General features: G+C 55.8%; 27 protein-coding genes and 1 tRNA gene. 18 read left to right on the top strand and 10 right to left on the bottom strand.

Going from position 1 to position 25,380, the window contains the following annotated elements; genetic code table 11:
• Positions 1 to 129: 129 nt before the first annotated feature.
• Complete coding sequence (locus DHN10_RS12715) at positions 130 to 417, bottom strand: transposase (RefSeq protein ID WP_159086992.1); 288 nt, start codon at positions 415 to 417, stop codon at positions 130 to 132.
• A 543-nt stretch (positions 418 to 960) separates the two neighbouring features.
• Between DHN10_RS12715 and DHN10_RS12710 the strand changes: the two genes are divergently transcribed.
• From DHN10_RS12710 to DHN10_RS12675, 8 genes are all read left to right on the top strand, one after another.
• Complete coding sequence (locus DHN10_RS12710; RefSeq protein WP_108815669.1) at positions 961 to 2,850, top strand: SLC13 family permease; 1,890 nt, start codon at positions 961 to 963, stop codon at positions 2,848 to 2,850.
• Between the two features lie 592 nt (positions 2,851 to 3,442).
• Positions 3,443 to 4,645 (top strand): tyrosine-type recombinase/integrase, encoded by a 1,203-nt coding sequence (locus tag DHN10_RS12705; RefSeq protein ID WP_108815668.1) that lies wholly within the window; start codon positions 3,443 to 3,445, stop codon positions 4,643 to 4,645.
• 535 nt (positions 4,646 to 5,180) lie between these two features.
• Positions 5,181 to 5,366: a helix-turn-helix transcriptional regulator gene (locus DHN10_RS12700; RefSeq protein ID WP_108815667.1), complete on the top strand. Its 186-nt coding sequence runs from the start codon at positions 5,181 to 5,183 to the stop codon at positions 5,364 to 5,366.
• A gap of 5 nt (positions 5,367 to 5,371) precedes the next feature.
• The gene (locus tag DHN10_RS12695; protein ID WP_108815666.1) at positions 5,372 to 5,707 is read left to right on the top strand and encodes a hypothetical protein; all 336 of its coding nucleotides are present in this window, start codon (positions 5,372 to 5,374) and stop codon (positions 5,705 to 5,707) included.
• Positions 5,704 to 6,633 carry a DUF7146 domain-containing protein gene (locus DHN10_RS12690; protein WP_108815665.1) on the top strand — a complete coding sequence of 310 codons (930 nt, stop codon included), beginning with the start codon at positions 5,704 to 5,706 and terminating at the stop codon, positions 6,631 to 6,633. The genes DHN10_RS12695 and DHN10_RS12690 overlap by 4 nt, the downstream gene beginning before the upstream one ends.
• A complete protein-coding gene (locus DHN10_RS12685; RefSeq protein ID WP_108815664.1) occupies positions 6,630 to 8,114 on the top strand; it encodes a YfjI family protein in 1,485 nt (494 codons plus the stop codon). The genes DHN10_RS12690 and DHN10_RS12685 overlap by 4 nt, the downstream gene beginning before the upstream one ends.
• 378 nt (positions 8,115 to 8,492) lie before the next feature.
• Entirely contained in the window at positions 8,493 to 9,950 is a 1,458-nt protein-coding gene (locus DHN10_RS12680) for a hypothetical protein (RefSeq protein WP_108815663.1), read from the top strand.
• Positions 9,951 to 10,256: 306 nt separating this feature from the next.
• Positions 10,257 to 10,829 (top strand): hypothetical protein, encoded by a 573-nt coding sequence (locus DHN10_RS12675; RefSeq protein WP_159086991.1) that lies wholly within the window; start codon positions 10,257 to 10,259, stop codon positions 10,827 to 10,829.
• 366 nt (positions 10,830 to 11,195) lie between these two features.
• On the opposite strand, the gene DHN10_RS12670 is transcribed toward DHN10_RS12675, so the two are convergent.
• The 4 genes from DHN10_RS12670 to DHN10_RS12655 all read right to left on the bottom strand — a co-directional run bounded on the left by DHN10_RS12670 (position 11,196) and on the right by DHN10_RS12655 (position 14,906).
• Positions 11,196 to 11,272, bottom strand: a tRNA-Arg gene (locus tag DHN10_RS12670).
• Positions 11,273 to 11,333: 61 nt separating this feature from the next.
• Positions 11,334 to 12,734 (bottom strand): sensor histidine kinase, encoded by a 1,401-nt coding sequence (locus tag DHN10_RS12665; protein WP_108815661.1) that lies wholly within the window; start codon positions 12,732 to 12,734, stop codon positions 11,334 to 11,336.
• Positions 12,735 to 12,752: 18 nt separating this feature from the next.
• Positions 12,753 to 14,171, bottom strand: a complete 1,419-nt coding sequence (locus tag DHN10_RS12660; protein ID WP_108815660.1) for a dihydrolipoyl dehydrogenase family protein — start codon at positions 14,169 to 14,171, stop codon at positions 12,753 to 12,755.
• A gap of 3 nt (positions 14,172 to 14,174) precedes the next feature.
• Positions 14,175 to 14,906, bottom strand: coding sequence for a TVP38/TMEM64 family protein (locus DHN10_RS12655; RefSeq protein WP_108815659.1), 732 nt, complete (start codon positions 14,904 to 14,906; stop codon positions 14,175 to 14,177).
• A gap of 290 nt (positions 14,907 to 15,196) precedes the next feature.
• Between DHN10_RS12655 and rpmH the strand changes: the two genes are divergently transcribed.
• The 3 genes from rpmH to yidD are packed head-to-tail and all read left to right on the top strand — an operon-like array spanning position 15,197 to position 15,950.
• On the top strand, positions 15,197 to 15,331 hold the full coding sequence (rpmH, locus tag DHN10_RS12650) for a 50S ribosomal protein L34 (protein WP_008231458.1): 135 nt from the start codon (positions 15,197 to 15,199) through the stop codon (positions 15,329 to 15,331).
• 14 nt (positions 15,332 to 15,345) lie between these two features.
• Complete coding sequence (rnpA, locus tag DHN10_RS12645; protein ID WP_108815658.1) at positions 15,346 to 15,732, top strand: ribonuclease P protein component; 387 nt, start codon at positions 15,346 to 15,348, stop codon at positions 15,730 to 15,732.
• Positions 15,729 to 15,950: a membrane protein insertion efficiency factor YidD gene (yidD, locus tag DHN10_RS12640; protein ID WP_108815657.1), complete on the top strand. Its 222-nt coding sequence runs from the start codon at positions 15,729 to 15,731 to the stop codon at positions 15,948 to 15,950. Before rnpA ends, yidD begins: the two co-directional genes overlap by 4 nt.
• Positions 15,951 to 15,974: 24 nt before the next feature.
• On the opposite strand, the gene DHN10_RS12635 is transcribed toward yidD, so the two are convergent.
• Positions 15,975 to 16,163: a hypothetical protein gene (locus DHN10_RS12635; RefSeq protein WP_108815656.1), complete on the bottom strand. Its 189-nt coding sequence runs from the start codon at positions 16,161 to 16,163 to the stop codon at positions 15,975 to 15,977.
• A 134-nt stretch (positions 16,164 to 16,297) separates the two neighbouring features.
• On the opposite strand from DHN10_RS12635, the gene ttcA reads away from it, so the two are divergent.
• The 3 genes from ttcA to DHN10_RS12620 all read left to right on the top strand — a co-directional run bounded on the left by ttcA (position 16,298) and on the right by DHN10_RS12620 (position 19,789).
• Positions 16,298 to 17,140: a tRNA 2-thiocytidine(32) synthetase TtcA gene (ttcA, locus tag DHN10_RS12630; RefSeq protein WP_108815655.1), complete on the top strand. Its 843-nt coding sequence runs from the start codon at positions 16,298 to 16,300 to the stop codon at positions 17,138 to 17,140.
• A gap of 324 nt (positions 17,141 to 17,464) precedes the next feature.
• On the top strand, positions 17,465 to 18,991 hold the full coding sequence (locus tag DHN10_RS12625; RefSeq protein ID WP_159086990.1) for a PstS family phosphate ABC transporter substrate-binding protein: 1,527 nt from the start codon (positions 17,465 to 17,467) through the stop codon (positions 18,989 to 18,991).
• 192 nt (positions 18,992 to 19,183) lie between these two features.
• Positions 19,184 to 19,789, top strand: a complete 606-nt coding sequence (locus DHN10_RS12620) for a LolA family protein (RefSeq protein ID WP_108815653.1) — start codon at positions 19,184 to 19,186, stop codon at positions 19,787 to 19,789.
• A 55-nt stretch (positions 19,790 to 19,844) separates the two neighbouring features.
• On the opposite strand, the gene DHN10_RS12615 is transcribed toward DHN10_RS12620, so the two are convergent.
• Positions 19,845 to 20,435: a transglycosylase SLT domain-containing protein gene (locus DHN10_RS12615; RefSeq protein ID WP_108815652.1), complete on the bottom strand. Its 591-nt coding sequence runs from the start codon at positions 20,433 to 20,435 to the stop codon at positions 19,845 to 19,847.
• A gap of 75 nt (positions 20,436 to 20,510) precedes the next feature.
• Positions 20,511 to 21,392, bottom strand: coding sequence for an AEC family transporter (locus DHN10_RS12610; protein ID WP_108815651.1), 882 nt, complete (start codon positions 21,390 to 21,392; stop codon positions 20,511 to 20,513).
• An 80-nt stretch (positions 21,393 to 21,472) separates the two neighbouring features.
• Between DHN10_RS12610 and hspQ the strand changes: the two genes are divergently transcribed.
• Together hspQ and yaaA are read left to right on the top strand one after the other, a co-directional pair.
• The gene (hspQ, locus tag DHN10_RS12605) at positions 21,473 to 21,799 is read left to right on the top strand and encodes a heat shock protein HspQ (RefSeq protein ID WP_108815650.1); all 327 of its coding nucleotides are present in this window, start codon (positions 21,473 to 21,475) and stop codon (positions 21,797 to 21,799) included.
• Positions 21,800 to 21,892: 93 nt separating this feature from the next.
• Complete coding sequence (yaaA, locus tag DHN10_RS12600) at positions 21,893 to 22,663, top strand: peroxide stress protein YaaA (protein ID WP_108815649.1); 771 nt, start codon at positions 21,893 to 21,895, stop codon at positions 22,661 to 22,663.
• Here the strand turns inward: yaaA and DHN10_RS12595 are convergent.
• Entirely contained in the window at positions 22,660 to 22,953 is a 294-nt protein-coding gene (locus tag DHN10_RS12595; RefSeq protein WP_108815648.1) for a Dabb family protein, read from the bottom strand. The genes yaaA and DHN10_RS12595 overlap by 4 nt on opposite strands.
• Before the next feature lie 72 nt (positions 22,954 to 23,025).
• Entirely contained in the window at positions 23,026 to 24,201 is a 1,176-nt protein-coding gene (locus tag DHN10_RS12590; RefSeq protein ID WP_108815733.1) for an acetyl-CoA C-acyltransferase family protein, read from the bottom strand.
• Positions 24,202 to 24,453: 252 nt separating this feature from the next.
• On the opposite strand from DHN10_RS12590, the gene DHN10_RS12585 reads away from it, so the two are divergent.
• On the top strand, positions 24,454 to 24,813 hold the full coding sequence (locus tag DHN10_RS12585; protein ID WP_108815732.1) for a VOC family protein: 360 nt from the start codon (positions 24,454 to 24,456) through the stop codon (positions 24,811 to 24,813).
• A gap of 15 nt (positions 24,814 to 24,828) precedes the next feature.
• Complete coding sequence (locus DHN10_RS12580) at positions 24,829 to 25,350, top strand: hypothetical protein (protein ID WP_108815647.1); 522 nt, start codon at positions 24,829 to 24,831, stop codon at positions 25,348 to 25,350.
• Positions 25,351 to 25,380 lie beyond the last annotated feature (30 nt).

Below are 25,380 nucleotides of genomic sequence, written 5' to 3'. Positions count from 1 at the left end.
CATCAKCCGTGAAAACCGCTTGGTATTGCAACGTGCTTCGGGCCACGCCCAGAACCCGACATGTGCGCCGTTCAGAGGTTGCCAGCTTTTGTCGGCTGTGCACCACGGCCTGACGAAGCTGGTCTGTCGTCAGGCCTTCGGCTTTAAATAATCAAGGCTCTCTTTGAGGATCAGCTTATCCAACTCAAGCTCCGCCACGATCTTCTTGAGCCGATCATTCTCTTTCTGAAGCGCCTTCAGATTGGCCATCTCCGATCGTCCCATGCCACCAAACCGTTTGCGCCATGTGTAATAGGTCGCGTCGCTGACACCAGCACTTCTGCAGGCCGTCGCTACATCTGAGCCAGACGCTAGGCTCAGTTCAATCTCACGCAAAAGCCGAAGAACATCTTCATCCGAGTACCGTTTCCGTGCCATCAATCCAATCTCCAAAACTAAGCCAACTTTGGCACAGTTTTAGGGGGCCAAGACAAATCGGGTCACGGCGCACCATGCTAGTCGATCCAGAAAACCCAAGGATACTGAGGCCGCCGGGCATCACTGAATACGCACCCCCGGCGGCCTTTTCTATATCCGGTGCTGCCCTGCTAATCATCATCGCGACGCTTGTTTGGCCGTATTTGACACACCTGCCAAAAGACTAAACTTGCTTGTCCCCTTTCACTGTCACTCGCCTGCCATTGCGCTCCGCCGGCTAATTTGCGCCAGTCGTACATAGTGCGGTATCGGTTGAAGTGGACTCAGATTTCCCAAGGCGATCTCACCGGCAATCCGTGATCAGCGGCGTGGACGTCCGTCGGATTTTCTGGCGCGATCTCACAGTTTGTCGCAAAACCGGCATCAGCAAGGATCGTACCAAGCACAGCTGGTCGAAAGATGACCTCTCGAAATGAACGGAAAGCAGGATGGGACCTATGCGCAACTGGAAACGGTCGCTATGCTTTTTCTCGGGGAGAGATAATGGACGCGACGATATTGACGCTCGAGATGATGGTGGTTCTTGGGCTGCTCGCCTTCACTGTATTCTTGTTTGTTTCCGAAATCATCCGCATCGATCTGGCTGCAATCCTCGTCATGGTGATACTTGGTGGGTTGAGCACCCTGCCCGGATTAAGAAACCTTGCCGACCGGGCCCAGCTGTTTTCGGGGTTCTCGTCGAACGCAGTGATCTCGATCATCGCAGTGATGATCATCGGGGCCGGGTTGGACAAGACAGGCTTGATGTCCAAAGTTGCCACTCTGATCTTGAAGCGCGGGGGCACAACTGAGGGTCGGATTATCCCGATCGTGTCGGGCACAGTCGGCGTGATCAGCTCGTTCATGCAGAACGTTGGGGCAGCTGCATTATTTCTGCCGGTCATCAGCCGTATCTCTGCGCGAACCGAAATACCAATGAGCCGTTTGGCGATGCCTATGGGGTTCTGCGCCATCCTTGGCGGGACGATCACGATGGTTGGATCGTCGCCTTTGATCTTGCTGAACGATTTACTGATCTCGGCGAACAGCACGTTACCAGCGGATCAACAGATGGAACCCTTTGGGTTGTTTTCGGTCACACCCATTGGGCTGATGCTGGTTCTGACCGGGGTGCTCTACTTTGTGCTTCTAGGGCGTTGGATTCTACCCGGACAACGGGGGCGTGGTGAGGACGCGGGTGCTGCGCGATCCATGCAAACCTATGTCGAGAACACCTATGGGCTGCGTGCAGACATGTTCGAAGTGCGGGTGCCAGAAGGGTCAATCCTGATTGGTCAGAAGTTGGCGGACATTATGGTTGCACACCACATCTATATTCTGGGCACGTCTTACAGAGGTCACAAAGTCATTGCACCAATGGCAGATACGGTCATTGAGGCACCTGCGCGCTTGGCAATTCTTGGATTGCGGCGGGTTCTGCAAGAAGAATTCGCGGAACCCTATGGGTTGGAAATTCTACCGGGGCTAGACGTGTTCGCCGATGATTTCGCAGCAACAGAGTCCGGCGTGGCTGAGGTTGTCATCCCTCCGGGCTCAACCGTCATTGGCAAATGTCCTATCGAACTTCGCCTGCGTCAGACCCATGGCCTGTCTATTCTAGCGATCCATCGAGGCGAAGACACGCTGAGCCATGTTGAAACCGAGGATCATGTTGCGACCCATATCGGCGAAGTCAACTTGCAGGCAGGCGACACATTGGTTGTCCATGTGCAATGGGAACGTTTGACGCTGATGAAGTCAGATCAAGATTTCGTCGTGGTAACCTCTGACTTCCCGCAAGAAGAACTACGGCCACATAAGGTCAACTGGGCATTGGGGTTCTTCGTGATGACGCTTGGATTGATCCTGTTTACAGACCTGCTGCTGTCGCTCGCTTTGCTGGCAGGTGCGGTCGGCATGGTCCTGTCGCGGGTGCTATCGATTGATGAAGCCTACGATGCGGTCAGTTGGAGCACGGTGTTTTTACTGGCGTCGCTGATCCCGCTTGGTCAGGCAGTGCAAAACACCGGTACGGCTGCTTGGATAGCAGAGCAAATCTTGACCCTCCTAGATGGCTGGCCGATCTGGTCCTTGCAGGCTGGTTTGGCGGTGCTGGCGACGATCTTCACGCTGGTGATGTCGAATGTCGGTGCGACCGTCTTACTTGTGCCACTGGCGATCTCCATCGCGATATCGGCGGGGGGTGATCCCGCGATCTTCGCACTAACAGTAGCGATTTCGACCTCCAATTCCTTTCTGATCCCGACACACCAAGTCAATGCATTGATCATGGGGCCTGCAGGCTACCGGGTTGTCGACTTTGTCCGCTCAGGTGGAATCATGACCATATTATTCCTTATTGTCTCTATGACTGGGTTGGCCATCTTCTTTTAGGATGGATTTATTCAAGATTTGCTTGTCCGGGCGCCCCAATAAAGCTCAAGAAATTGAGAACACTCGCAGCCCAGAGAATAGTCGTTTGCAGAATGGTTGAAGCACCTTGATGAAGTCGAACTCTAACCGCCATTGGAACGAAGGGAACCAACGGCAGCAAAGCCCGCGAACTGTGAATTCCGACCTATCCAGATTTTGCAGACGCAGCGAATGGCGGCAATGCGGGCTGCGACCGCAGCATTCAGATGTCGTGGCCAAGGTCCAGAATGGGCCGGAAACGTAAGCCGATGCCCAAGACAACTACGCCCAAACAAGCGCAGCTTGATTGCTGGCAATATAGCTATGGATGCTCAAGAGCGCATTTTCCTCAACGAAAAGGCAAAATCGCGATCAAAAAAGCAACTTATGTTGATTTTCTACAAGGGGTAATTTGGCGGACTGGGGAGCAGCCATTTTTTGTTCTTAAGGCTTCCGAGGAATTCCTGTTTTTCGATTTTAATATCATATTTTCTTGTACTTACGTTCCCATAGTGATTTAGGTCGTCTTGTAACGTCCACTACATTGTGGGGGAAGAGATGGGGGAATTTGTTTATGGCTCTCAATGGAAGATCAGGCCCGTTGACCGCCGCTTTGGTGCGTTCTGTAAAAACCCCCGGCAAGTATCACGACGGGCGCGGCACGGGGCTTTATCTGCGGGTCGAGCCAAACGGTTCCCGCTTCTGGGTGCAACGTACCACGATCAATGGCAAACGTCGCGAGATTGGATTGGGCAGTCCGCCAGTTGTATCGCTTGTTGAGGCCCGTGAGGAAGCTGTTGAGAACAAACGCCTGATCCGTCGTGGCGAAGACCCTTTGGCACGTAAGCGGCAAGCGCGTCGTCAAAAGACCTTCGAAGACGCGGCGCGGGAAGCGCATATCGAGTTGTCTCCGACTTGGAAGAACCCAAAAGACCGCGCCGCATTTCTCAAGACCCTTGAGACATACATCTTTCCAAAATTTGGCGCTGTGCCAGTTGGCGATGTCACTTCCGCTGATGTCCGCCAAGCGATCCTTGCGGCCCGTGAGGTCGCCCCCAGCGTCGCGCGGAAATTAACCTACCGTGTCTCAGCCGTCTTCAAATGGGGTATTGCCGAAGGGCTTTGCAAGGCCAATCCGGCCACGTCAGATGCACTTGCCTTGCCCCGTGTTGACCGCGCCGTCCAGCATCGCAAGTCACTGGCCTATGCCGATGTTGCGACCTGCCTTGCGGCTATCCATGCCTCGGGTGCTTGGCAAGCGACTAAGCTGGCGTTTGAGTTTGTTGTTCTGACCGCCTGCCGCTCTGGCGAGGTCCGTGCGGCCCATTGGGATGAAGTGGATTTCGGCGATACGGACCCTGCGACATCTGAGACATCTGCGACATGGATTGTCCCCGCCGACCGTATGAAGATGAAGCGCCCGCATCGCGTACCGCTGTCACCACGCGCTGTCGCTGTTCTTCAAGAAGCGGCCAAGCTACGCGATCAAAGTGGCCTGATCTTCCCAAGTGCGCGCGGCAAGGTGTTGTCGGATATGACGCTCTCAAAACTGGTGAAAGAACTTGGCTTTGACGTGGATGTACATGGGTTCCGCACGTCGTTCCGTACATGGGCGCAGGAACAAACCAGCTACCCACGCGAGATTGCGGAGGCTGCATTGGCGCATAAGGTCGGCGACGCCGTTGAGCAGGCCTATGCCCGCTCCGATCTGTTCGAGAAACGACGGCAGATGATGGATGATTGGGCGGCTTGGATAGTGTCAAGCGGGGGCAGATAGCGCTCTGGGCATCGACCCACCAGCAGAAATTGACCCCAAGTTCGCGGATTGGCGGCGTTAAGCTGGACGGTAAATGGATACCGCACGCATTAAATGATGTATCTGGGCAACATTTTTTGTGAAATCGGAAATAACTAACTTTCTCGTTAGATACATAACTACTCTATAGTAGCGTAGAGCGCTGTTTTACTTTTGCTCCAAAGCGCGCGGATAAAAGCCAGTGTTTGCAAATCTTTAGATTGTCTCTCGGCAGTCAACAGCCGCACATGACGATACGCTATAGTGTAGGGGGGTGCTCTATAACACCCAATATAGTGTAGCTATCCTCTTAATTTTGCTCTGTTTTCTTCGGAACTGTTGAGACATTGTGGGTGCATCTAGGCAGTCAAAGTGGTCACTTGCTTAGGTGTCGGCCTTTCGCGCTGTAACGCAAAAGACCGACGGCATGTGAACAATTGATCGTTCTCACATGTCTTGAGTACCGCGAAACGCCGACCCACGCAATTGGCGTGGCCAAGCAGTACGGAGAACGCATATGAATGCGCGCATCTTAAGACGTCCCGCCGTTGAACAACGGACCGGGCTTTCCCGCAGCACTATCTATCTTCTGATGAAGCGGGGCGAGTTTCCCCAACCGATCCGCCTCAGCGCACGTGCTGTTGGCTGGCCCGAAGACGCAATCGCCAACTGGCTGGAAAGCCGCAAGAGCGCGAGCGTCTAAATCCCATGAACATGCAAAGAAAGCAGAACGCGCCCGCCGGGCGCGGGGTGAGCTGCTGCGCGCGTGTCGCAAGCAGCACCTCTGAGAGCGCCGATGACTATATCGGCTTTGTCACCGATCTGGACGCGCGGCACAGAGTCATTCTCTGCCGCGATGGTCTCCAGTGGATCATCCAAGTCCGGCGCGGTCAGGACCGCCGCCGGGGTGCATGGCGCGGTAAAAGCTATCTGACCACCCGTGAGAGCCTGATCGCGGCTTGCGACGCCTTATGTGGCCCGCTGTCCTCCGGTGCGTGTGCCGCCCTCGCTGCCGTGCCTGCCAAACCGGAGGTCATGCGATGACGAATGCCAAGGACCTGACCCATGCGCTCAACGGGCGCTGGTTCGGCCATTACGGCCTAGCCTTCTGCCCCGCTCATGAGAACACCCGCACGCCCGCGCTCAGTCTGCGCAACACCGAACGCGGGGATTTGCTGACCTACTGTCACGCGGGGTGCAGCTTCGCCGATGTACGCGATGCCTTACGTACGAGAGGGCTGCTTGATGGACTCCGGACAGATTGGCCGCATTCGCAGAACACACGTACGTACACAGAGGCTCCCTCTGCCGCGCAACGCGCAGAGGCGATTGCACGTGCAAAAACCGCACATCGTCTCTGGGAAGAGGCGCAACCGATCAGTAACAGCCCCGCGGCCCGCTACCTAAAATCACGTGGAGTTACATGCAATCTCCCACCCACATTGCGGTATCATGCGCGTTGTCCGCATCCCACCGGCGGGCGGCTTCCGGCAATGATTGCACGTGTAAACGGCGCGATGTCTTTTGCACTGCACCGTACGTACCTGCGTTACGTAACGTACGTAGGGAACGACAACGTGCGGAAGGCCGATATCGCCCCTGCCAAAGCCATGCTTGGCCCTTGTCGTGGTGGCGCGGTGCGCTTGTCTTCGCAAACCTGTTTTGATGATGGCGGGCCGCTGGTCGTGACCGAAGGCATCGAGAATGGTCTCTCACTGCTCTCGGGCCTCATGGACCAACCGGCCACGGTTTGGGCGGCGCTTTCGACATCCGGCATCACGTCGCTGTCGTTGCCCCGGAGACCGGGACATCTGATCATTGCGGCAGACGGGGATGAGGCCGGGCGACGTGCCGCTCGCAAGCTCAGCCTGCGGGCTGACAGCTTGGGCTGGCGTATCTCGCACCTGACACCGCCTGATGAACAAGATTGGAACGACGTGCTGATGCAGGCAAAAGAGGTGACGGTATGAGTATCGTGCAGCCCCTTGCTTATGTCCCCGAGGGACCGCAGCCTTTAGTGCTGGACGCACCTGCTGGCGCGCCCTTCCCAACCCATGCGCTTGGGCCGTTGCGGCCAGCGGTTGAGGCGGTACAGACCCAAACCCAAGCGCCCGTGGCGATCCCTGCCCAATCGGCCCTCGCCATTGCATCACTCGCGGTGCAGGGTTTTGCCAATGTGACGGCTTTGGGCGGCCCCAGCCCGTTATCGCTCTATTGCCTGACCATCGCGCGATCTGGCGAACGCAAGTCGAGTTGCGATGCCAAACTGATGGCGGCTCTACGTACGTACGAGCGGCAACAAACCGCGACGCGGCGCGATGAGGTGCAAAGCTGGCAGAACCAGCATGCACTCTGGCGGGGTGAGCGGGAAACGATTCTGAATGAAGCCAAGCGGGCGAAGGGCGAGAACCGCGTGGCCGCACAAGCCGACCTCGCCGCGTTAGGCGCAGAACCTGCGGCCCCCCCTATGCCGGACCGCACCGTGACCGAACCGACCTTTGAGGGGCTTACCCGCAAATACATCGAAGGGATGCCCTCGCTTGGCATCTTCTCCGATGAAGGGGGGCAGTTCCTGGGTGGTTACGCCATGAGCGCCGACAACCGCCAGAAAACCCTCGCCGCCCTCAATGATCTCTGGCAGGGCAACCCCATCCGGCGGACGCGGCAAGGCGACGGGTCTATGACACTCTTTGACCGGCGGCTTGCCATTCATCTGATGGCGCAGCCGGGTGTGGCGCGGCCCTTTCTCTCGGATAACACAGCGGTCGATACCGGCTTTCTGGCGCGGTTCCTGATCTGTGAACCGCCCTCTACCATCGGTAGCCGTACCCATACCGCATCTCTACCGTACCCTACCGGAATTGCGGACTTCGAAGCGCGACTTACAGCAATCTTGGGCACACCGTTGCCGATGGACACGGAAACGCGGGAATTGCTACCACGCGAACTGCCACTGGCAGCGGATGCACGCGATTGTCTGATCCGCTTTGCCAATGAGGTCGAGCGTCAACAGGCGCCGGGACAGCCCTATGCCGAGATCACGGGCACAGCCTCCAAGGCGGCAGAGCAAGCCGCACGGATCGCGGGCGTGCTTACCCTGTTCCGCGATCTGAACTCACCCCACGTCGCGCTGGCAGACGTCGCCCGCGCGGTTGACCTGATGCGCTACTATCTGGGAGAGGCCCTGCGGTTGTCGCAGTCAGCGACGCTTTCCAGTGGCCTCGCGCAGGCCGAAAAACTGCGGCAATGGCTGGTCGAGACATGGAACCACGACGAAATTGTCCCGCGTGACATCCAGAAAGGCGGGCCAACGACGGCGTTGCGACAAGCGCCCAACGTGCGTAAGGCAATCGGAACGCTGGTGCAGTACGGATGGCTGGCACCGCTAGAAGCGGGAACCGTGATCCGAGGCACAGCACGGAAAGAAGCCTATCGGGTGATCAGGGAATAAGATCATCCCCATGTCGCAGATGTCGCAGATGTCGCAGGGGGGGCATGTGCTAGATTGGATGGGCAATGGTCGTTCGTTGCGGCGTACACCAACGGCCACTAGGCGCAGAAAGCCGACTTTGCAAAGTTCTGGGGGACGGCGCAAAGCGGAAGTTAGTGAAATTGTGGATGCTGCGGTGCAACACAGCAGTAGCCGGTCTTGGCAACCATAGAACGACAACTTGATCTCCCACCAACCAATCATCCTTTGCAGTATTTTGGTAACGATGGAGCCTTTAGTGTGAGTGATTGCAACGACTGGCATGTTTACCTGAAGGTTCCTTGAAGTGGCGGCTGCCGAGCGGTACTTCATGTTAAATCAATTTCGTTCGAGCAGCTTATGAAAAAGATCATTGCCATTGGCATAGAATTGGCGGGCGACGCCGTTGAGCAGGTTGGGCTTCAATCCAACGCATCTCTTTTGGATTGGGACATCGTTCTTTTTCGCCCCAGTAGAGAAGAGTTTTTCACTGACTCTCAATATGCGAACTACTACCGAGGGAAACCCTCGCTAGACGATTCTGAATCCGTGCAAATACTTGAGGCGAACCAGCATTGGAGTAGGCAGCTGCGGGATGCTGTCGCCGAAGGTAAAACGGTCATAGTATTCATACCACCTCCCGAAACAGTCTACGTAGCCACGGGCGAGAAAAGGTTTTCGGGAACTGGGCGGAATCAAAAGACAACAAACATTGTAACTGAGTTCGAGGTTTTAAGTCTCGCAGAGATTCCAAAGGGTTGGGTCTCGGCTCAGGGCCGGGAGATGAAGCTGAACCCCGCGTTCAATGATGTCCTGTCACCATATTGGTCAGAGTTTGCTGACAGCTCAATATATAACATCACGTGGACGGAAAGCTCGGCTTCTGCCTGCATACACACAAAAACTGGCTCTCGACCTGTAGGTCGAATTATGAAGAACGAGGATTCGAAAGGGAGCATTATTTTGCTTCCCGATCTTCCTTTTGATGATCCTGGCTTCACTGCATGGGATGACGAAGACGAACTGGTCTGGACCAAAGAAGGCGAGATATTTTCAAAGCGATTGGTTAGTCAGATCGTTTCCCTCTCTGCCAATGTTGGAGCGGCTAGTGTCAAAACTCCTCCACCTGAGTGGGCCGACGATGACGGGTTTGTTCTGCCGGGAGAGGAAGAGTTAAAGGAAAAACTCCTTAAGATTAATGATACGTTACGGGAGATAAGTGAAAAAAGGGAGGCCGCACGGGAGGAGCTTGCGGGAGTAACCGAGGCGCGAGGGCTATTGTTTGAAAAAGGCAAGGCTCTAGAGTTTGCGGTTTTGAACGCACTGAGGATGCTTGGTTTTCAAGCAGAGAACTTCGACGACGGCGTTCTTGAATTTGACGCAGTTATGACTTGCCTAGAAGGTAGACTGATCGGGGAGTCTGAGGGCAAAGACAATTCGGCGATAAACATTACCAAGCTTCGCCAGATCTCCACGAACATCCATGAAGACCTATCCAGAGATGAAGTCGAGCAACCAGCAAAGGGTGTATTGTTTGGCAATGGCCATCGCCTTTCCGCCCCACCTGAGAGAAGTGAGACGTTTACAGCCAAGTGTATCTCCGCAGCAGCGAGCACGTCCGTCGCTCTAGTTGACACCGTTGAGCTTTTTCGCGTCGTCCAACATATGATGGAAACACAGGACGAAGATTTTGCGAAGGCCTGCAGAGAGGCCATGATTCAAGCTTCAGGCTTGGTGTCGTTTCCTGATACTCCACCCGTTGAAAGCGCTGCGGCGGCAGAGGCAACAGCCGAACATGAGCCAGTAACTGACGACTAGATGATAAAGAGCGCTCAACCAGTTCGAGAAGCTTTGTTCCAAGGTAATCAAGCCTGAGAACATCGGCCCCTATGAATAGGCTTTCTATGCGTGCAACCGCAGCGAATGCCCGCTTCTCACCCGCCAAGCTGCTATCTTGTGTCTGCTTTGGGCTGGCACCAGTCATCCGACCAAAACCGTCAGATGTCGGCAGCGAGCCCATTTTGCATTTCTTCTGCGGAGCAGCTAATGTCGGTTTATAGCGAGCGTCCACCTAAATGACCTAGAATTTAAGGCAAAAGGGCCCGACAATTGATGGAGTGAATATTGGACAGAATGTCGGTATGTCGCGCTGCTTCGGGCAGCGTTTATGGATTTCTGGGGATTCTCTTGGTTTTGATCTTGAGCATTTGGGGGGCAGTCCTCCCTCACAAAGCACATGCTGACGAGACGCTAAGATATATCACTTTTGGCGCGCCATCAGGCTTCGAAAGTTACCTCGATACTTTTTCACTCTTTAACGGATCAAAGTGCGAGGCTGATTGCTCAGTCGATCGTCACGACGCAAATTTGATTGTGGTGTTTGCTCCTAGTTTTGAAGACAACACGTTTATTCCTGCGGTTCTGCGGCCTGTGTTTTTGGAAATTGTAAGGCAGGAACGCTTCCACGTTTACAATGTTCCTGCCACCGTCTTTGGTGAATCACTCAACTCGGACGTTCAATTTATTGTAACAGAGGAATTGGTCGCACGAGTTCGCCAAGAACAACTACTTTCTCCCGCTGGAGATGTGGACTTTGGGTGCGCTGCTGCTGGCGTCGTAATGCGAAATTGGAGCCGCGAAGGGCCTATCAAAGGCATAGATTGGTCAGGCATTTTTGAGGCTTGTCAGGTAATGTAGCTTGTCAACAAAAAGTAATGACTGCGCGAAGTCTTGAAAATCGACACAGCGGGTATTGGTTTTTAACACATATGAGCGGTTAGCTGCAGAAGCAGTCATTGGTTCCCACATTCCGAAGGTCTGAAAAGTCCGCAGATTGATCATAGCGGCCCTTGGGTCGAATGTCTGTTTCGGGCTGGCTACGGACCTTTGTCGCGCCGAAGATGCACGACAGGTACGCCCGCTCCTTACCCATAGACATAACCTCTTGAGCTCAGTGCTTACAAACGAAACGCGAATGCGCATCTAGTTGGGGGAATGATTGGGGGTCAAAAAGAACAGCATCGCCATTTTGTGCAACAAAATCAAAGCCTTAAAATTGTTGAATGGCGGACTGGGGAGGATTCGAACCCCCGACCCCTTGATTCGTAGTCAAGTACTCTATCCAACTGAGCTACCAATCCGCGTGAGCTGGGATTTAGACCTCGCGCACGCATGATGCAAGGCCCAATTCAGATTCTTTCGCTATTCTGCGGCCGGGGCCAGTGCGAGGTCTTCTTTGGGCAGTTGCAGCACAAAGACAGTGCCGGCCTCATCGGTCTTCTGCAATTCCAACCGCCCGCCGTGCCCGCGGATCAGGTCTGCTGCAATCACAAGCCCCAGACCAGAGCCCCCTTTACGCACACCGCCCTGAAATGGCTGGAACAGGTGCTCTTGCGCCTTTTGCGGCAGGCCCGGCCCTGTGTCTGTGATCGTCAGGCGCCAGGCCTGATCGTCTTCGAGCGCTTGCAGACCAATCTCGCCGGGGTCACCGGTTGCCATGATCGCCTGACGCGCGTTGCGCACAAGGTTAAAGACCACCCGGAACAGCTGCTCACCATCGGCGCGCAGGGTCATGGAGGCGGGAATGTCTTCTGAGAAAGACAGCGGGTAATCCCCGGCGGCCAGCCGTTCGCTGTCGATGACGTCACTGACGATCCCGGCAAGGTTCACGCGGGACAGGGTTGGTGCGGGTTCATCAACGCGGCCAAAGGCGAGGGTGGTTTCACAGAGGTTCACTGCCCGTGTGATGGAATTCACCAGCTTCGGTGCCATGCGTTTCACCAACGGATCGTCCGAGGATTCAATCCGGTCGGTGAAAAGTTGGGCAGATGTCAGGATGTTGCGCAGGTCATGGCTCACCTTCGCAACCGCGCCACCCAATTGGGCCAAGCGCTCCTTTTGTTTCAGCGCGCCCGTCAATTGCTGTTGCATCATTTGCAGGGATTCTTCGGCGTCGCGCAGCTCGCGCACGCCGGCCGTGGGCGTAATGATCTGGCGGGCGTCTTCGGGCGCCTTGGAATAGGCCTGCATGTGATCGACAACGCCTTTGATCGGGCGGACCAGCAGGAATTGCACCGCCACAAACAAGAGCCCCGCAGTGATGATAGAGATGAAAGCCGACAGGAACAGGATGTTGCGCCCGTAATCAAGCAAAGCGGCTCGTAGCGGCATCTCAGCCATAGTGACTTCGATTAGCAATCCACCATCGCGTACAGGGTTGCCGATCACGCGGATCACGTGTTCTTCGGTATCCAGCAGCGTTCCAATAGCGTCTTTGATCAGCGTCATGCTGGTAGCGCCACGCATGTCGTAGGTGGCGGTAATGGGCGAGGGGATGGGCGAGGAAAGCGCCAACTGCCTGATCTCATCGCGTCGCAGCACGACGTTGTAGACTTCGGCGTTGCGCAGCAGCTCTGCCTCAAGCGCGGGGCTGATCATGTCGTCCGCTTCCAAAGCCAAAGACGCAATTTGCGCACGTTCAAGCCTTGCAAGCAGATAGTCCTCACGGAACCGCGCAACGGATGGCACAAAGATGAAAATCTCGGCCAGCATCACGAAGATCACCGTGAGGATCAGAAAACGACCTGAAAGTGAGTTGGTCATGCTACCTCGTCTAAGTGCTTATGGCAGCCACCGCTGCACGAAGCCTACGATACCCTTTACCTTCGGGCTTTCGAAAAGTCTTGGGCTAAAATAGGCACCCGCGGCCCGTTTGTTAACCTCACTAACCGTCGGATAAGGCAGAACCGTGTTTGCGATGGCAGACATCTTCATCTTGTTGGCGATGGCCATGGCCCACATGCTGATTAGCTCGCCCGCCATATGGCCAGCGATAGACGCGCCAACGGGGCGGCCCTTCACGACCATGACCTTGATCAGACCTTTGTTCTTGCGCTCGGCGATCAGCCGGTCGTTGTGGTGAAAATCAAAGCGCACGACTTCAAGTGACGCACCATATTTCAACTTGGCCTGTGCTTCGGTCAGGCCAACCTGAGCCAGTTCGGGGTCCGTGTAAGTGGCCCATGGAATGTGGTCGGTACGCTGCTTGGAGGGCAGCCCGAACAGCATAGAGCGGATCAGCACGCCAGCGTGGTAGCCCGCGACATGTGTGAATTGCAGACCACCGGCGACATCACCCGCTGCGTAGACCTTTTTGTTGGTTATAGAGCGCAGATCAGGGCCGACCTTCAGCCCAGAGCGGTCATGCGCAATGCCGCCTGCGTCTAGATCCAGTTTGTCGGTGTTCACCTTGCGCCCAACGGCCATCAGCAGGTGAGAGCCTGAAAAGTCGCCTTTTGGCGTATGAACGGTGATCGATTTACCCTTGCCGCTGATCTTTTCGGCCAAAGCTTCTTCAATGATGTTGATGCCTTCGTCTTTCATCTTATCCAGCACAAAGGCGGCCATTTCCGGGTCGTCCTTGCCGAAGGCTTTCAAACCCTCGATCACGGTGACTTCGCAGCCCAAGCGCCGATGCGCCTGCGCCATTTCCATGCCGATTGGGCCGCCGCCGATGACGATCAGATGCTTGGGCTTCTCGCGCAGATCAAAGATGTCTTCATTGGTGTAATGCTTGACCGTATCCAAGCCGGGGATCGGTGGCACGAAGGGACCAGAGCCGGTAGAGACCACAAAGCGGCGGGCTTCGATGATGTTGTCGCCGGCTTGCACTTCGGTCTTGGAAATGAAGGTGCCGAATTCTTCGATCACATGCACGCCCAACCCTTCGAACCGCTCAACGCTATCGACAGGAGCAATGGTGGCAATCACGTCGTGGACGTGGTCTTTCGCAGCGGCATAGTCAACTTTGGCCGTAACTTCACCAACGCCATAGGGCGCGCCATGGGACATAGCGTGCGCCTGTTTGGCGGACGCAATCAGCGCCTTGGATGGGACGCAGCCATAGTTCAGGCAGTCGCCACCCATTTTGTGACCTTCCAGCAGGACCACTTTGGCGCCCATTTGGACAGCGCCCGCTGCGATAGACAAACCGCCCGAGCCGCCGCCGATGATGCAAATATCTGTCTTAATACGGTTCATGACTTACAGGCCTTTCTTGCCGCGAACGGCGTTGATCGCGATGGGCAGAGCGGCGAGTACACACAAGCCGATGATGGGGAAGATGATCTGCGGCTCAAAGATGATGCCAAGGTTTGGGGTCTCGCCGCGGGCGAACACCTCACCAAGGCCCGCACCGACAGAGGTGTAGACGACAGAGCCGGGGATGATGCCAAAGAATGTCGAGATCACAAAGCGATGCAACGGGACCTCAAGGAAGGATGGGATCAGATTGGCGAGGAAGAAGGGGACCGCAGGAACCAAGCGGATCAGGAAGAGCATCGACCACTGGTTTTCATCGATCCCATCTTTGATCTTTTTGACGGCACCGTCTGAGTTCTCCAGCTTCTTGCCAAGGCTTTCACCGAACCCCCAGCGTGCAGCAAGGAAGATCGCGGTTGCGCCGATGGTTGCTGCCGTCATGTTGAACAGCGCACCGGGGAAAGTCGCAAACAGGAAACCACCAGTCAGCGTGGCGATTGTTGCTCCGGGGAGGGAGAACGCAACAATCACCACGTAGGCTGCGATAAAGACCAGAACGGTCAGCAGATAGTTGTTGTCGCGAAAGCCGAGGAGGGACTCACGGTTTTCGGCCAGCGCCTCGAACGTCAGGTAATCGCGCAGGAAAAACGCACCCAGCACAGCGACAACGCCGATAATGATGAGAGGCAGTTTTTTGAGTATCGGGTTGGTGGGGCTTTCAGTCATATCGGTCATCTTTCGGGTCCTATGGGTGTCTTGTTTGTTGCAGGTTAGATGGACGTAACCTGCCTTTTGCGATACCCACCTCACGGCGCATTGATGCAAAGCACCCCTGATGTTTCAGTTTTGCGGGGTTGGGCCGTGAAGACTGTAACAATTGATGTGATCGAAATATGGAATTTGTTGCAGTTTCACCTCGGCACTTGCGTTGACATGCATAGCGACCCCCTCTAAAGGACGGATCAGAATTGTAGTTCGGCTTCGAATCCCTGCCGTGGATTTGGCCAATAACCGGAGAGCACGCTATGAAGCGCACGTTCCAACCTTCAAACCGGGTTCGTAAGAACCGTCACGGATTTCGCGCACGTATGGCCACAAAGGCCGGTCGCAAGATCCTGAACAATCGCCGCGCCAAAGGCCGTGCGAAGCTGAGCGCGTAAGCGCTCCAGCCGTTTTGACCGATTTGAAACCGCCGGTTGGGCCTGATCAGGGCGCTCCGGCGGTTTCTGTTTGCGTATTGACCAAGCGCGCTGATTTTGTGCGCGCGTCGCATGCTCGCCGCCAAGGCACTCCCGGCATCCACCTGCAAGGCCGCAAACGCACTGAGGGCGAGGCAGATGGTATCCGCGTTGGTTTCACCTGTTCCAAGAAAGTCGGCAATGCCGTCGCCCGTAACCGCGCCAAGCGGCGCTTGCGTGAAGTTGCGCGCATTGTGCTGCCCGAAGCGGGCCGCGATGGGTGGGATTACGTGCTTGTGGGTCGCAAAGACATCACCGCAACCCTACCTTTTGAGACATTGGTCGCTGACATGCGCCGTGCAATGAAAAAGGTCCACGGATGAGCCCGCTCGCTTACATTGTCTCTCTGCCTGTTCGCGCGTACCGCTTGGTGCTGTCACCTTGGGTGGGGATGAGTTGCCGGTATCAACCGACCTGTTCGGCCTATTCTCTCGAAGCGCTAGAAAAACACGGGGCGATCAAGGGCAGTTATTTGACTGTGCGGCGTATCTTGCGATGCCACCCTTGGGGCAGCTCGGGGATTGATAACGTTCCAGACTAAAGATTTTCGTCCGAAAATCCTTGGCTACAGTTCTCCGAATGAAATCGTGCCGGTTCCGATACCCAGCCCATAGCGTTTGACATAGGCCGAGTTCAGCAGGCGATCCCCATCCCAGCCGCCACCAATCGTGACCACAAAACAGGGGCGCACCCTATGAAGGATGTCGTGGAAATGACCATAAACCACCAGTTTGACAGATTTACGCGCTGGCAAGGCGCATCTACGCAGTAATAGTCATTCTACTTCATGGGAATGCAACGCAGTCCAGCGGTCAAACCCGGAGGGCGCCGTGGATTTAATGCGACCTGACGCTAGGCAGACGCGGACGCATCTGGCATATCCGCGCCATGCTGGACGATTCCGAAATACACCCGCTGTTCCATGGCGCGCCTTCCACAACGGAGTTCAAGAAGCTCCGCAAACGGATCGTGCGCTACACCCGTGAAGCGATCGAGCAATACGGGATGATTGAGCGCGACGCGAAATGGCTCGTTTGCCTGTCCGGGGGCAAGGACAGTTATACGCTGCTGGCAGTGCTTTATGAACTAAAGTGGCGCGGGCTGCTGCCGGTTGAATTGGTCGCGTGCAATCTGGATCAGGGGCAGCCGGGGTTTCCTGCGACTGTTTTGCCAGAGTTTCTGAAAAAAATGGGCGTGCCTCACCGCATTGAATACCAAGACACCTATTCGATTGTGATGGACAAGGTGCCCGAAGGCCGGACTTTCTGCGCGCTCTGTTCGCGTTTGCGTCGGGGCAACCTGTATAGGATCGCACGTGAAGAAGGGTGTTCGGCTGTGGTGCTTGGTCATCACCGGGACGATATTCTGGAAACTTTCTTTATGAACCTGTTTCACGGGGGGCGTTTGGCGACAATGCCGCCTAAGCTGGTGAATGAAGAGGGGGATTTGTTCCTTTACCGTCCGCTGGCCCATGTGGCTGAAGCGGATTGCGAGAAGTTCGCCAAAGCGATGAACTATCCCATTATCCCCTGCGATCTATGTGGTTCACAGGATGGATTGCAGCGCCAGCAGGTTAAACAGATCCTTGATGGGTGGGAGGCAAATAACCCAGGGCGCCGTCAGGTCATGTTCCGGGCGCTGATGAATGCGCGGCCTTCGCATCTGCTTGATCCCAAGTTATTTGATTTTGCCGGGCTGGCGCGTGGCGTACCATCGGCAAAAAATGACTGATTGGAAAATTTTTACTTGAAACGGTGATTCATTTGCGCCTGTTCGAACGGTGCTGGAGGCACTAATTGTGGCAATTTTGTGCAACGCTACGGTGTGTTAGTTGCCCAAAATTGTGGTTTCTCTATAAAAATAACATGAACGGCATTGTTGCTAAAGCCGCCACAATTTGCGAGCAATGACGCTAACCATCCAAGTTCTGCCCGCTTTGGATGGTCTAATTAACAGGATGCGGCACAAAAGTGGCCTCTGATGGCTGGAGCTACGAATATCATGATGACACGAATAGTAACTTCCCTGGTTTGCAGTGTGGCGCCTGTTGCGCTTATGGCGCAGCAAGTTGATTTGCGCTCTCCCGATGAATTCATCAGCGTCGAGGGCGAAATTGTCGGCTTCAATGGTGTGATGCTCCGCGTTCAAACCTCGGTGGGTGCCATCAGTGTCCCTGCATCAGAAGTGATTTGCTACGGCGCTGGCTGCATTGAGGTTTTGGCAAGTAATGACTTTGGCCTGACGGCAGGTGCTATGATCGATGTTGTTGTTGACGGCTCTGCCCCCGCGAGCAGCGGCGACCAAACGTTGAGCGTGGGTTTCGAAAGCGCGACCGCTGGTGGTTTGTATCGTACTGTGGCGGGCGCTTTCGCTGTCGCAAGTGACACAAGCGCTACTGTTGTGGTCTCGGCAGATGGCGCGGCAGTGTTGAGCAACGATGAGGCTTCACTGAAGTTGAACATCGTCGACGACGGCGGTGATGCAGACATCGTCGTTGAAACCGTTTCTTTGAATGGAACGGCAGCCCAACAGTATAGTGGTCCCGGTGATTGGATCACGACAACGCAGCCGGGTGATCAATTGCTTGGCCTGAACGCATTTTCGGTGATTGTAGCACCCAATGCGGGCATCAGCGAGATTTCTCTGAATGATCTGGCGCGCGTCTTTGCCGGTGAAGTTACCAACTGGTCTCAGATCGGTGGTGCGGACGTGAGTGTTCTGCCGCTGCAACTGCCCACGAATTCGGATTTGTGGGCGCAGATGAACAAGTTGGTGATGGAACCTGCGGGCAAGACTGTCGCGGGCAATGTACTGACGATGTCGGATCAGGCGGGTATCTCGGCCTCGATCCTGCAATTTCCGGGCAGTATCAGCATTATCGACTTTGCCGTGGCCAATGCCGATCAGACGATAGCGGTTGCGGGGGCCTGTGGTATCGCGGTGATGCCGAATGCGTTCAACATCATCTCTGGCGACTATCCTTTGGCGCGCCCGATCATGGCCAGTTACAACACTGCGCCGACAGCCCCGTTTGCGGCAGAGCTTTTTGATTTCGCCTCAACGGATGTCGCACAGGGACTATTGGATCGTGAAGGCTTCTTGAACCACTCCGCGCAACAGCAGGACCCTGTCCTAAAGAATGAGCGTCTGGGCGGATTGCTGAACGCATCCTTGGACGATGCACAGCGTGCTGCGGCCGCCGAGATGTTCCAGGTGTTGTTTGACGCAAATCGCTTGTCCACAACAATGACCGGCGGGGCGGCCAGTGGACCCGAAGGCGCTTGGAACCGGGCGATGATGATTGATCTCGCCGGTCTGGTTTCCGGGCCGGAGTATCAAGGTCGCGAGATCGTGTTCGCAGGGTTCGGCGCGTCCACATCGGGCAGCGATGCTGCAATCAGTGCCTCATTGGGTGCGGCGCAGTCGATGCAGGCGGCGTTTGAACAATTCGCCGGAGCGGCACTTGCCAGCAACGAGGTCACGGTTTCCCCCTACGGGTTTGGCAACGTTTTCCCCGCAACCTGTGTTGATGGGCAAGTCGCCGGTTCAGGTTACACGCGTGTTGAGGTTTGGGTCCGCTAAAGGCGCAACCAATTTTGATATCATGCCAAAACCCCTGCGTTTATCAAACGCGGGGGTTTTGTTTTGGCATGCCGTCCACCCGCCCCGCTATCCATAATCAGCGGGCATGATATCGCCTAACGGCTGCTCACATGCTGTTGTTCTCCTCATCCAAAGGGTGCAAACCCGCATCCAAACATCTAGGTAGGACTTATGAGCAAACGTATCCTTTCTCTTATCATCGCTGCGGCGCTAGCGCTTTATGCCGGTGCCGCGTCGGCCCAGCAGCTAAGCCTCTCGCAGATTTCTGCCTATCTGAACCAGCTTCAGACCGCACAGGGCGGCTTTACCCAGATCAACTCTGACGGCACGCTGTATACCGGGCAGATCTATATCAAACGTCCGGGGCGTATTCGGTTTGAATATAACGCTCCGTCGGAATCAATGGTCATAGCCGGTGGCGGGCAACTGGCTATTTTTGATGCACGATCAAACACTGGCCCTGACCGGTATCCGCTGAACAGAACGCCGCTCAGCATCATCCTGCAACCTGATGTCGATCTTGAGCGAGCACGCATGGTCACCAACGTGGTGTCAGAGGGCCCGACCACAACTGTCACGGCACAGGACCCTGACAACCCGCAATACGGTAACATCCAGATGGTCTTTACCGCCAACCCGGTCGAGCTGCGCCAATGGATCGTCACCGATGATCTGGGTGTTGAGACAACCGTGATCCTGAATGATCTGGTGGCAGGCGGCACGCTGCGGGATATCCTGTTCAATATTCAGGCCGAGACCCGCAAACGCGCAGGTTAGGCGCGGCTGCAATCAAAAACAAAGGGCGGCCTCATCGGGTCGCCCTTTTTTGTATTTAGCGCTTACGACAGGATCGCAACTGCTGATCATACAGCACGGCACGGGCCTCGACCTCGCCTGCGATGCGCACCAGCCAGCTTTTGGATCGCCATGTGCCCCGGTTAAACCCGGTGCGCCCATCGTGGTAGGCCAGATATTGGTTGCGGGTGTCATTGATCGGCACGCCGGTTTCTTCCACCGTCTGGACCATGTACCAACCCATGAAATCAGTGGCATCGTCGATATCATCGCGGCGGGCGCGACGGCCACCGGGCCCGTCTTGATACTCTTCCCAGGTGCCATCCAGCGCTTGGGAATAGCCAAAGGCCGAGGATTGCCGCCCAACAGGAATGACGCCAAGCGCATAACGGTGCGGCGTGCGGTTATCGCCGATGAATTTACTTTCCTGATAGATGATCGCCATCATCGACGGCACAGGCACGCCATATTTACGCTCGACCCGCTGGAATGCGCGTAGGTATTCGGGGCGCTCTGACACGATACTGCAAGCGTCATCAAGGTTGCGCGGTGCCGAGAAATCTCCCGAACTGCCACTACAACTGCCCAATAACAGCACACATGCCGCCGCGCGAAAGAAACTGCTCATCTGCCTCTCGCTTATCTTTGTTTTTTGCCAGCATAGCGTGCTTGGAACGGTCTGGGAATCCCCTTCAGGCCGTGTTCAGATCACAAATGCGAGGATCAGCGGCAAGGCGATCACCGACAACAGCGTTGAGGCAACAACAAGACCTGCAACTGGCTGTGCATCCTCCCCATACTTTTCGGCCAAAAGATATGAGGTCACAGCGACGGGGGTTGCGACCTGGACGATCAAGACCGCCGCTGCAATCGGCTCTAGTCCCAACCATGTTGCAGCGAGCCAGCCACCGCCGAGGCAGATCACTGCCTTGACCAAAGACAGGACCACGGCACGCGACATTGCCTTGGTTTCCAAACGCGCCACGGCCACGCCCAAGGTGATCAGCATCATGGGAATCGCCATTTGCCCAATCAGGTCAAGTGCGTTGGTCAGAAAGGTCGGCGTCTCCCATCCTTGCCACAGAAACAGCGCGCCAAGCAGCGTTGCGGCCACAACCGGCTCTTTCACCAGATTTGCAGGTGAACCACCGCCAGCAACCATCCAGACGCCTACCGTGAACGACAAGATGGCCATGACGGCAAAGACAACCACTGCATAGCCCAGCCCGGCCTCTCCAAAGGCAAACAGCGCCAAAGGTAGTCCAAGATTGCCAGTATTGCCGAATATCAATGGGGCAAGATAGGTTTGCAGATCCAGCCGCCCCAACTTCACCACGATGAAACAGCCAACCATTACAAAGCCATAAGCCACCAAGGACGCCAGTGAAAGTGCGGCCAGCGCCTCGGGTTCGATCTCTGTTTTCATCAAAGCCACGAAGATCAGGCAGGGCACAGCGAGGGTCATTGCCATGCGGGTGACAAACTGCACCCGGTATTCAAACCCCAGCTTGACCCAGACAAAACCAACCGCCGCCAACAGAAAAACAGGTGCCGTGATGTTGAGGACTGTCAGAGCAAGGTTCACAGACTGTTTCCTTTATTTGCGTGTTGACGTGGTAGACTTTGCATCCGCGGCGGACATATATTAGCGCTAAGTTAATGACTATGTTCAAAACGCGCGCAAAATATCATTTGGGGCAAGTTGTACGCCACCGCAAACACCCTTTCCGGGGTGTGGTCTTTGACGTGGACGCCATGTTTTCGAACACAGATGCTTGGTATGATGCCATCCCAGAGGAAAGCCGCCCCAAGAAAGATCAGCCGTTCTACCACCTTCTGGCCGAGAATGATCAGAGCTTTTACGTGGCTTATGTCTCTGAACAGAACCTGATTGCTGACTATTCCGGCGAACCTGTCGACCATCCTGATCTCGATGATCTTTTTGGCCCGTTTGAAGACGGGCAATACCCGCTGCAGGTTCAACTGAACTGATCAACCACAATTGTTGAGCGCGATGCGCCCCATGGGGCTGGTCTTGTGCCGTTGTCATGTTACATCCCATTCTGAAGTGAAAGAGGATGCCCCATGCTTGTTGTTGTCTCACCTGCCAAATCGCTCGACATGGAATCGGTAGATGTGGCGGTTACTGCGCCTGACTTTCAGGAAGACGCAGTGCGCCTATCGAAGACAGCGCGCAACCTGACACTGACCCAACTCAAAGGGCTGATGAGCATCTCGGATGATCTGGCACGCCTGAACCGGGATCGGTTCAAGGCGTTTGCCGCGGCGCCCGACGCATCAGCCACCAAAGCGGCGGCGCTGGCCTTTAACGGCGATACCTATCAGGGACTAGAGGCCAAGACCTTGGGCGATACTGACATGGCTTGGGCGCAAGATCATCTGCGCATCCTCTCCGGTCTTTATGGGCTGCTGCGCCCGCTTGATGCGATCCAGCCGTACCGATTAGAGATGGGAAGCCGCCTCAAGACGCGACGTGGCACGACACTTTATGACTATTGGGGTGACACGATTGCCAAGGCACTGAACGTGCAGGCTGCATCTATGGGCACGGACACGCTGATCAACTGCGCTAGTCAGGAATATTTTGGGGCAGCTGACCGCAAGGCGCTGAAGCTGCGCGTGATCACGCCCACATTTATGGAACTCAAGGATGGCAGACCGCGCATCGTCAGTTTCTTTGCCAAACGCGCGCGTGGGGCCATGGCCCGCCATGTGATCGAGAACCGTTTGACAGATGCGGAAGAGATCAAAGGCTTCAGCGCAGGCGGCTACGCCTATGACGCGGACCTGTCTGAGGGCGATAAATGGGTCTTTCTGCGCGACTATCCGACCTAAAAGTCAGCCGCGATCCTGAGATCCCGCAAAGGGCGCACAACATCAATCGCTGATTGATAAAGTGGATGCGCCTTATAGGCCGCGAGGGCCGCATCATCCGCGAACTCGGCATAGACAACCACATCAACCTGCGCTGAAAGCGCATCTTTGCGCGTATTGCGCCGCACCTCAAAAGCGTCAGCACACGGAATACCCGCCAGCAGGTTCAGCCCGTCGATTATCTTGGGTACATCCTCTTGGTTCTTGGCGCTGAAGAACACAACGTGGCGTAGGGCAGGGCGATGGGACACGGCACGAGATCCAGAAAGGCGAAGGGTTAGGCGGGGTTCAATCATGCCCCGCCACGAACGGCAAGGGGGGGATCAGAGCCGCTCAATCGCCAGAGCGATGCCTTGGCCGCCACCAATGCACATGGTGATCAACGCGCGTTTGCCGCCGATCCGTTCCAGTTCGTACATGGCTTTGACCGCGATGATTGTGCCTGATGCACCAACTGGATGGCCTAGCGCAATCGCGCCGCCATTGGGATTCACGCGGGCGGGGTCAAAGCCCAGTTCTTTGCTGACGGCCAGCGCTTGCGCGGCAAAGGCTTCGTTGCTTTCGATCACGTCAAAATCATCAACGGACAGGCGCAGTTTCATCAACAGGTTCGCCACAGCAGGAACCGGCCCAATGCCCATAACCTCGGGGCGCACACCCGCATGGCCATAGCCCAGCACGCGGAATTTGGGTTTCAGGCCAGCGGCTTCGGCGGCCTCTGCGGTCGCCAACACCACTGCGGCCGCGCCATCGTTGAGGCCAGAGGCATTGCCCGCAGTCACACTGCCGTCTTTCTGAAAAACAGGGCGCAGGCCCGACAAGGCCTCAAGCGTGGTTGCCTTGGGATGTTCATCGGTCACGAAATCCACCATTTCGCGGCGCTTTTTGACGGGTACAGGGGCAATCTGGCTTTCAAAGTGACCGGCAGCGATGGCTGCGGCGGCACGTTCCTGACTTTGCAGTGCAAAGGCGTCTTGGGCATCACGGCTGATATCATGCTCACCGGCCACGTTTTCTGCCGTGACCCCCATGTGCCCGGTGCCAAACGGACAATTGAGCGCGCCCAGCATCATGTCGAGCGTGCGCACATCGCCCATCTTTGCGCCCCAGCGTTGGTCAGGGATGATGAAGGGCGAACGGCTCATATTCTCGGACCCGCCTGCAAGAGCAAAGTCAGCGTCTCCCAACATCAGCGATTGCGCCATCGACACGATGGATTGCAAGCCCGAACCGCACAAGCGGTTCACGTTCATCGCCGGGGTTGTGTCGGGAATACCGGCATTGATGGCAGCAACACGGCTGACATACATATCCTTGGGTTCAGTATTGATTACATGGCCAAAGGCGACGTGGCCGATTTGTTCGCCCTCTACACCTGCGCGCTCAAGTGCGGCCCTCGCCGCGATGGTGCCCAATTCAATCGGCGATGTGCCTGCAAGTGCGCCCCCAAAAGTGCCAATTGCCGTGCGTGCGCCACCTAGAATTACGATATCTGTCATCGAAGCCTCCATGAATTCTGTTGCCAAAGTGCTACCTCAGATGCCCGTGCAAAACAGTATAACGTCACGGCAAAGGTTGAAAAACGCCCAACCTGTATCTAAATGTATGCTATGGTATACATTATGGAAAACGCATGCTTCTGGACCTGACAGGCGGAAATCCGGTTGTTGTAGTCGCCGTCTTTGTAGCGGTTGTCTGGGCTTTGGTTCGGGCTGGCAGCAAGCAGGCCCGGCGGCCCCGAAGGGACGGCGATGATCACGGGAATTGACCACCTGCAACTGGCATTACCAGCGGGCAAAGAGAACGCCATGCGCGCCTTCTATTGCGACGTGTTGGGCCTGCAAGAGGTGCCTAAACCGCATGAATTGCAATCGCGCGGTGGATTTTGGGCGCGGGCGGGCACGCTGGCAGTTCACTTTGGCATCGATCCCGACTTTCATCCCGCGACCAAGGCACATCCGGGTTTTCTTGACAGGGACCTAACGGGTCTTGCGGCCAAGCTGGAGCAGACAGGGCATATGGTCACTTGGGACACGACCTTGCCAGACGTCGCGCGGCTCTTTACCGCTGATCCCGTAGGAAACCGTATTGAGTTAATCGCAGAAGGCTAACCGGCACCGCCTCCCATGACTGATCTTCCGCTCATCCCCATCATTGCCCTTGTCGCCTTCTTTGCGTTTTTTCGCTTCATGCGAAACCGAGCGGCCGACGTCGATGAAGACATTCCCCGAAAGACGCGTAAGCGGCGTGGGCCTGATATGGCTTTTAGCGCCGGGCGGGACGCCGCGCATCAAAACACACGCTTGCAAAAGGTTTTTGTCCCGATGGAACCGCACGAAGAGGCGGTCGTGCGCGCCTTCTATCTGGACGAACTTGGCCTGATGGAGATGCGCGCGCCGAATTACCCCAAGGACACGGATGGGTTCTGGGCGGTCAGCGGCACGTGGCAGATCTATTTTGGTACCCGGCCTAGCTTTCCATTTGATGTGGATGCCCTGCCATCCTTCCCTATCCGTGGATTAAAGGATGTCGCCCTACGTCTTGATGCTGCGGGTTATCAAGTGGCATGGGATCGGCGCGTGTCCTACGTGCAGCGGCTGATCGTTGTTGATCCGGCGGGCACAGAAATCGCCCTTATCGGCGGCTAGGTCGTTTCCTTTGCGATGCAGCGTGTTAGG

It is taken from the genome of Loktanella sp. Alg231-35, from assembly GCF_900143545.1.
Taxonomy (GTDB): domain Bacteria; phylum Pseudomonadota; class Alphaproteobacteria; order Rhodobacterales; family Rhodobacteraceae; genus Yoonia.
The sequence above is the reverse complement of the archived record's forward strand: the minus strand, read 5'-3'. Positions and strand labels throughout refer to the sequence as shown.

Bases quoted from the DNA above. Each gene is read 5' to 3' on its own strand.
- rpmH (WP_008231458.1), top strand. From the start codon at position 15,197: ATGAAGCGCACGTTCCAACCTTCAAACCGGGTTCGTAAGAACCGTCAC.
- DHN10_RS12700 (WP_108815667.1), top strand. From the start codon at position 5,181: ATGAATGCGCGCATCTTAAGACGTCCCGCCGTTGAACAACGGACCGGG.
- DHN10_RS12585 (WP_108815732.1), top strand. From the start codon at position 24,454: ATGATCACGGGAATTGACCACCTGCAACTGGCATTACCAGCGGGCAAA.
- DHN10_RS12685 (WP_108815664.1), top strand. From the start codon at position 6,630: ATGAGTATCGTGCAGCCCCTTGCTTATGTCCCCGAGGGACCGCAGCCT.
- DHN10_RS12715 (WP_159086992.1), bottom strand. From the start codon at position 417: ATGGCACGGAAACGGTACTCGGATGAAGATGTTCTTCGGCTTTTGCGT.
- DHN10_RS12690 (WP_108815665.1), top strand. From the start codon at position 5,704: ATGACGAATGCCAAGGACCTGACCCATGCGCTCAACGGGCGCTGGTTC.
- yidD (WP_108815657.1), top strand. From the start codon at position 15,729: ATGAGCCCGCTCGCTTACATTGTCTCTCTGCCTGTTCGCGCGTACCGC.
- DHN10_RS12705 (WP_108815668.1), top strand. From the start codon at position 3,443: ATGGCTCTCAATGGAAGATCAGGCCCGTTGACCGCCGCTTTGGTGCGT.
- ttcA (WP_108815655.1), top strand. From the start codon at position 16,298: ATGCTGGACGATTCCGAAATACACCCGCTGTTCCATGGCGCGCCTTCC.
- DHN10_RS12625 (WP_159086990.1), top strand. From the start codon at position 17,465: ATGGCGCAGCAAGTTGATTTGCGCTCTCCCGATGAATTCATCAGCGTC.
- yaaA (WP_108815649.1), top strand. From the start codon at position 21,893: ATGCTTGTTGTTGTCTCACCTGCCAAATCGCTCGACATGGAATCGGTA.
- DHN10_RS12615 (WP_108815652.1), bottom strand. From the start codon at position 20,435: ATGAGCAGTTTCTTTCGCGCGGCGGCATGTGTGCTGTTATTGGGCAGT.
- DHN10_RS12660 (WP_108815660.1), bottom strand. From the start codon at position 14,171: ATGAACCGTATTAAGACAGATATTTGCATCATCGGCGGCGGCTCGGGC.
- DHN10_RS12590 (WP_108815733.1), bottom strand. From the start codon at position 24,201: ATGACAGATATCGTAATTCTAGGTGGCGCACGCACGGCAATTGGCACT.
- DHN10_RS12580 (WP_108815647.1), top strand. From the start codon at position 24,829: ATGACTGATCTTCCGCTCATCCCCATCATTGCCCTTGTCGCCTTCTTT.
- DHN10_RS12710 (WP_108815669.1), top strand. From the start codon at position 961: ATGGACGCGACGATATTGACGCTCGAGATGATGGTGGTTCTTGGGCTG.
- DHN10_RS12665 (WP_108815661.1), bottom strand. From the start codon at position 12,734: ATGACCAACTCACTTTCAGGTCGTTTTCTGATCCTCACGGTGATCTTC.
- DHN10_RS12655 (WP_108815659.1), bottom strand. From the start codon at position 14,906: ATGACCGATATGACTGAAAGCCCCACCAACCCGATACTCAAAAAACTG.
- hspQ (WP_108815650.1), top strand. From the start codon at position 21,473: ATGTTCAAAACGCGCGCAAAATATCATTTGGGGCAAGTTGTACGCCAC.
- DHN10_RS12680 (WP_108815663.1), top strand. From the start codon at position 8,493: ATGAAAAAGATCATTGCCATTGGCATAGAATTGGCGGGCGACGCCGTT.
- DHN10_RS12695 (WP_108815666.1), top strand. From the start codon at position 5,372: ATGAACATGCAAAGAAAGCAGAACGCGCCCGCCGGGCGCGGGGTGAGC.
- DHN10_RS12620 (WP_108815653.1), top strand. From the start codon at position 19,184: ATGAGCAAACGTATCCTTTCTCTTATCATCGCTGCGGCGCTAGCGCTT.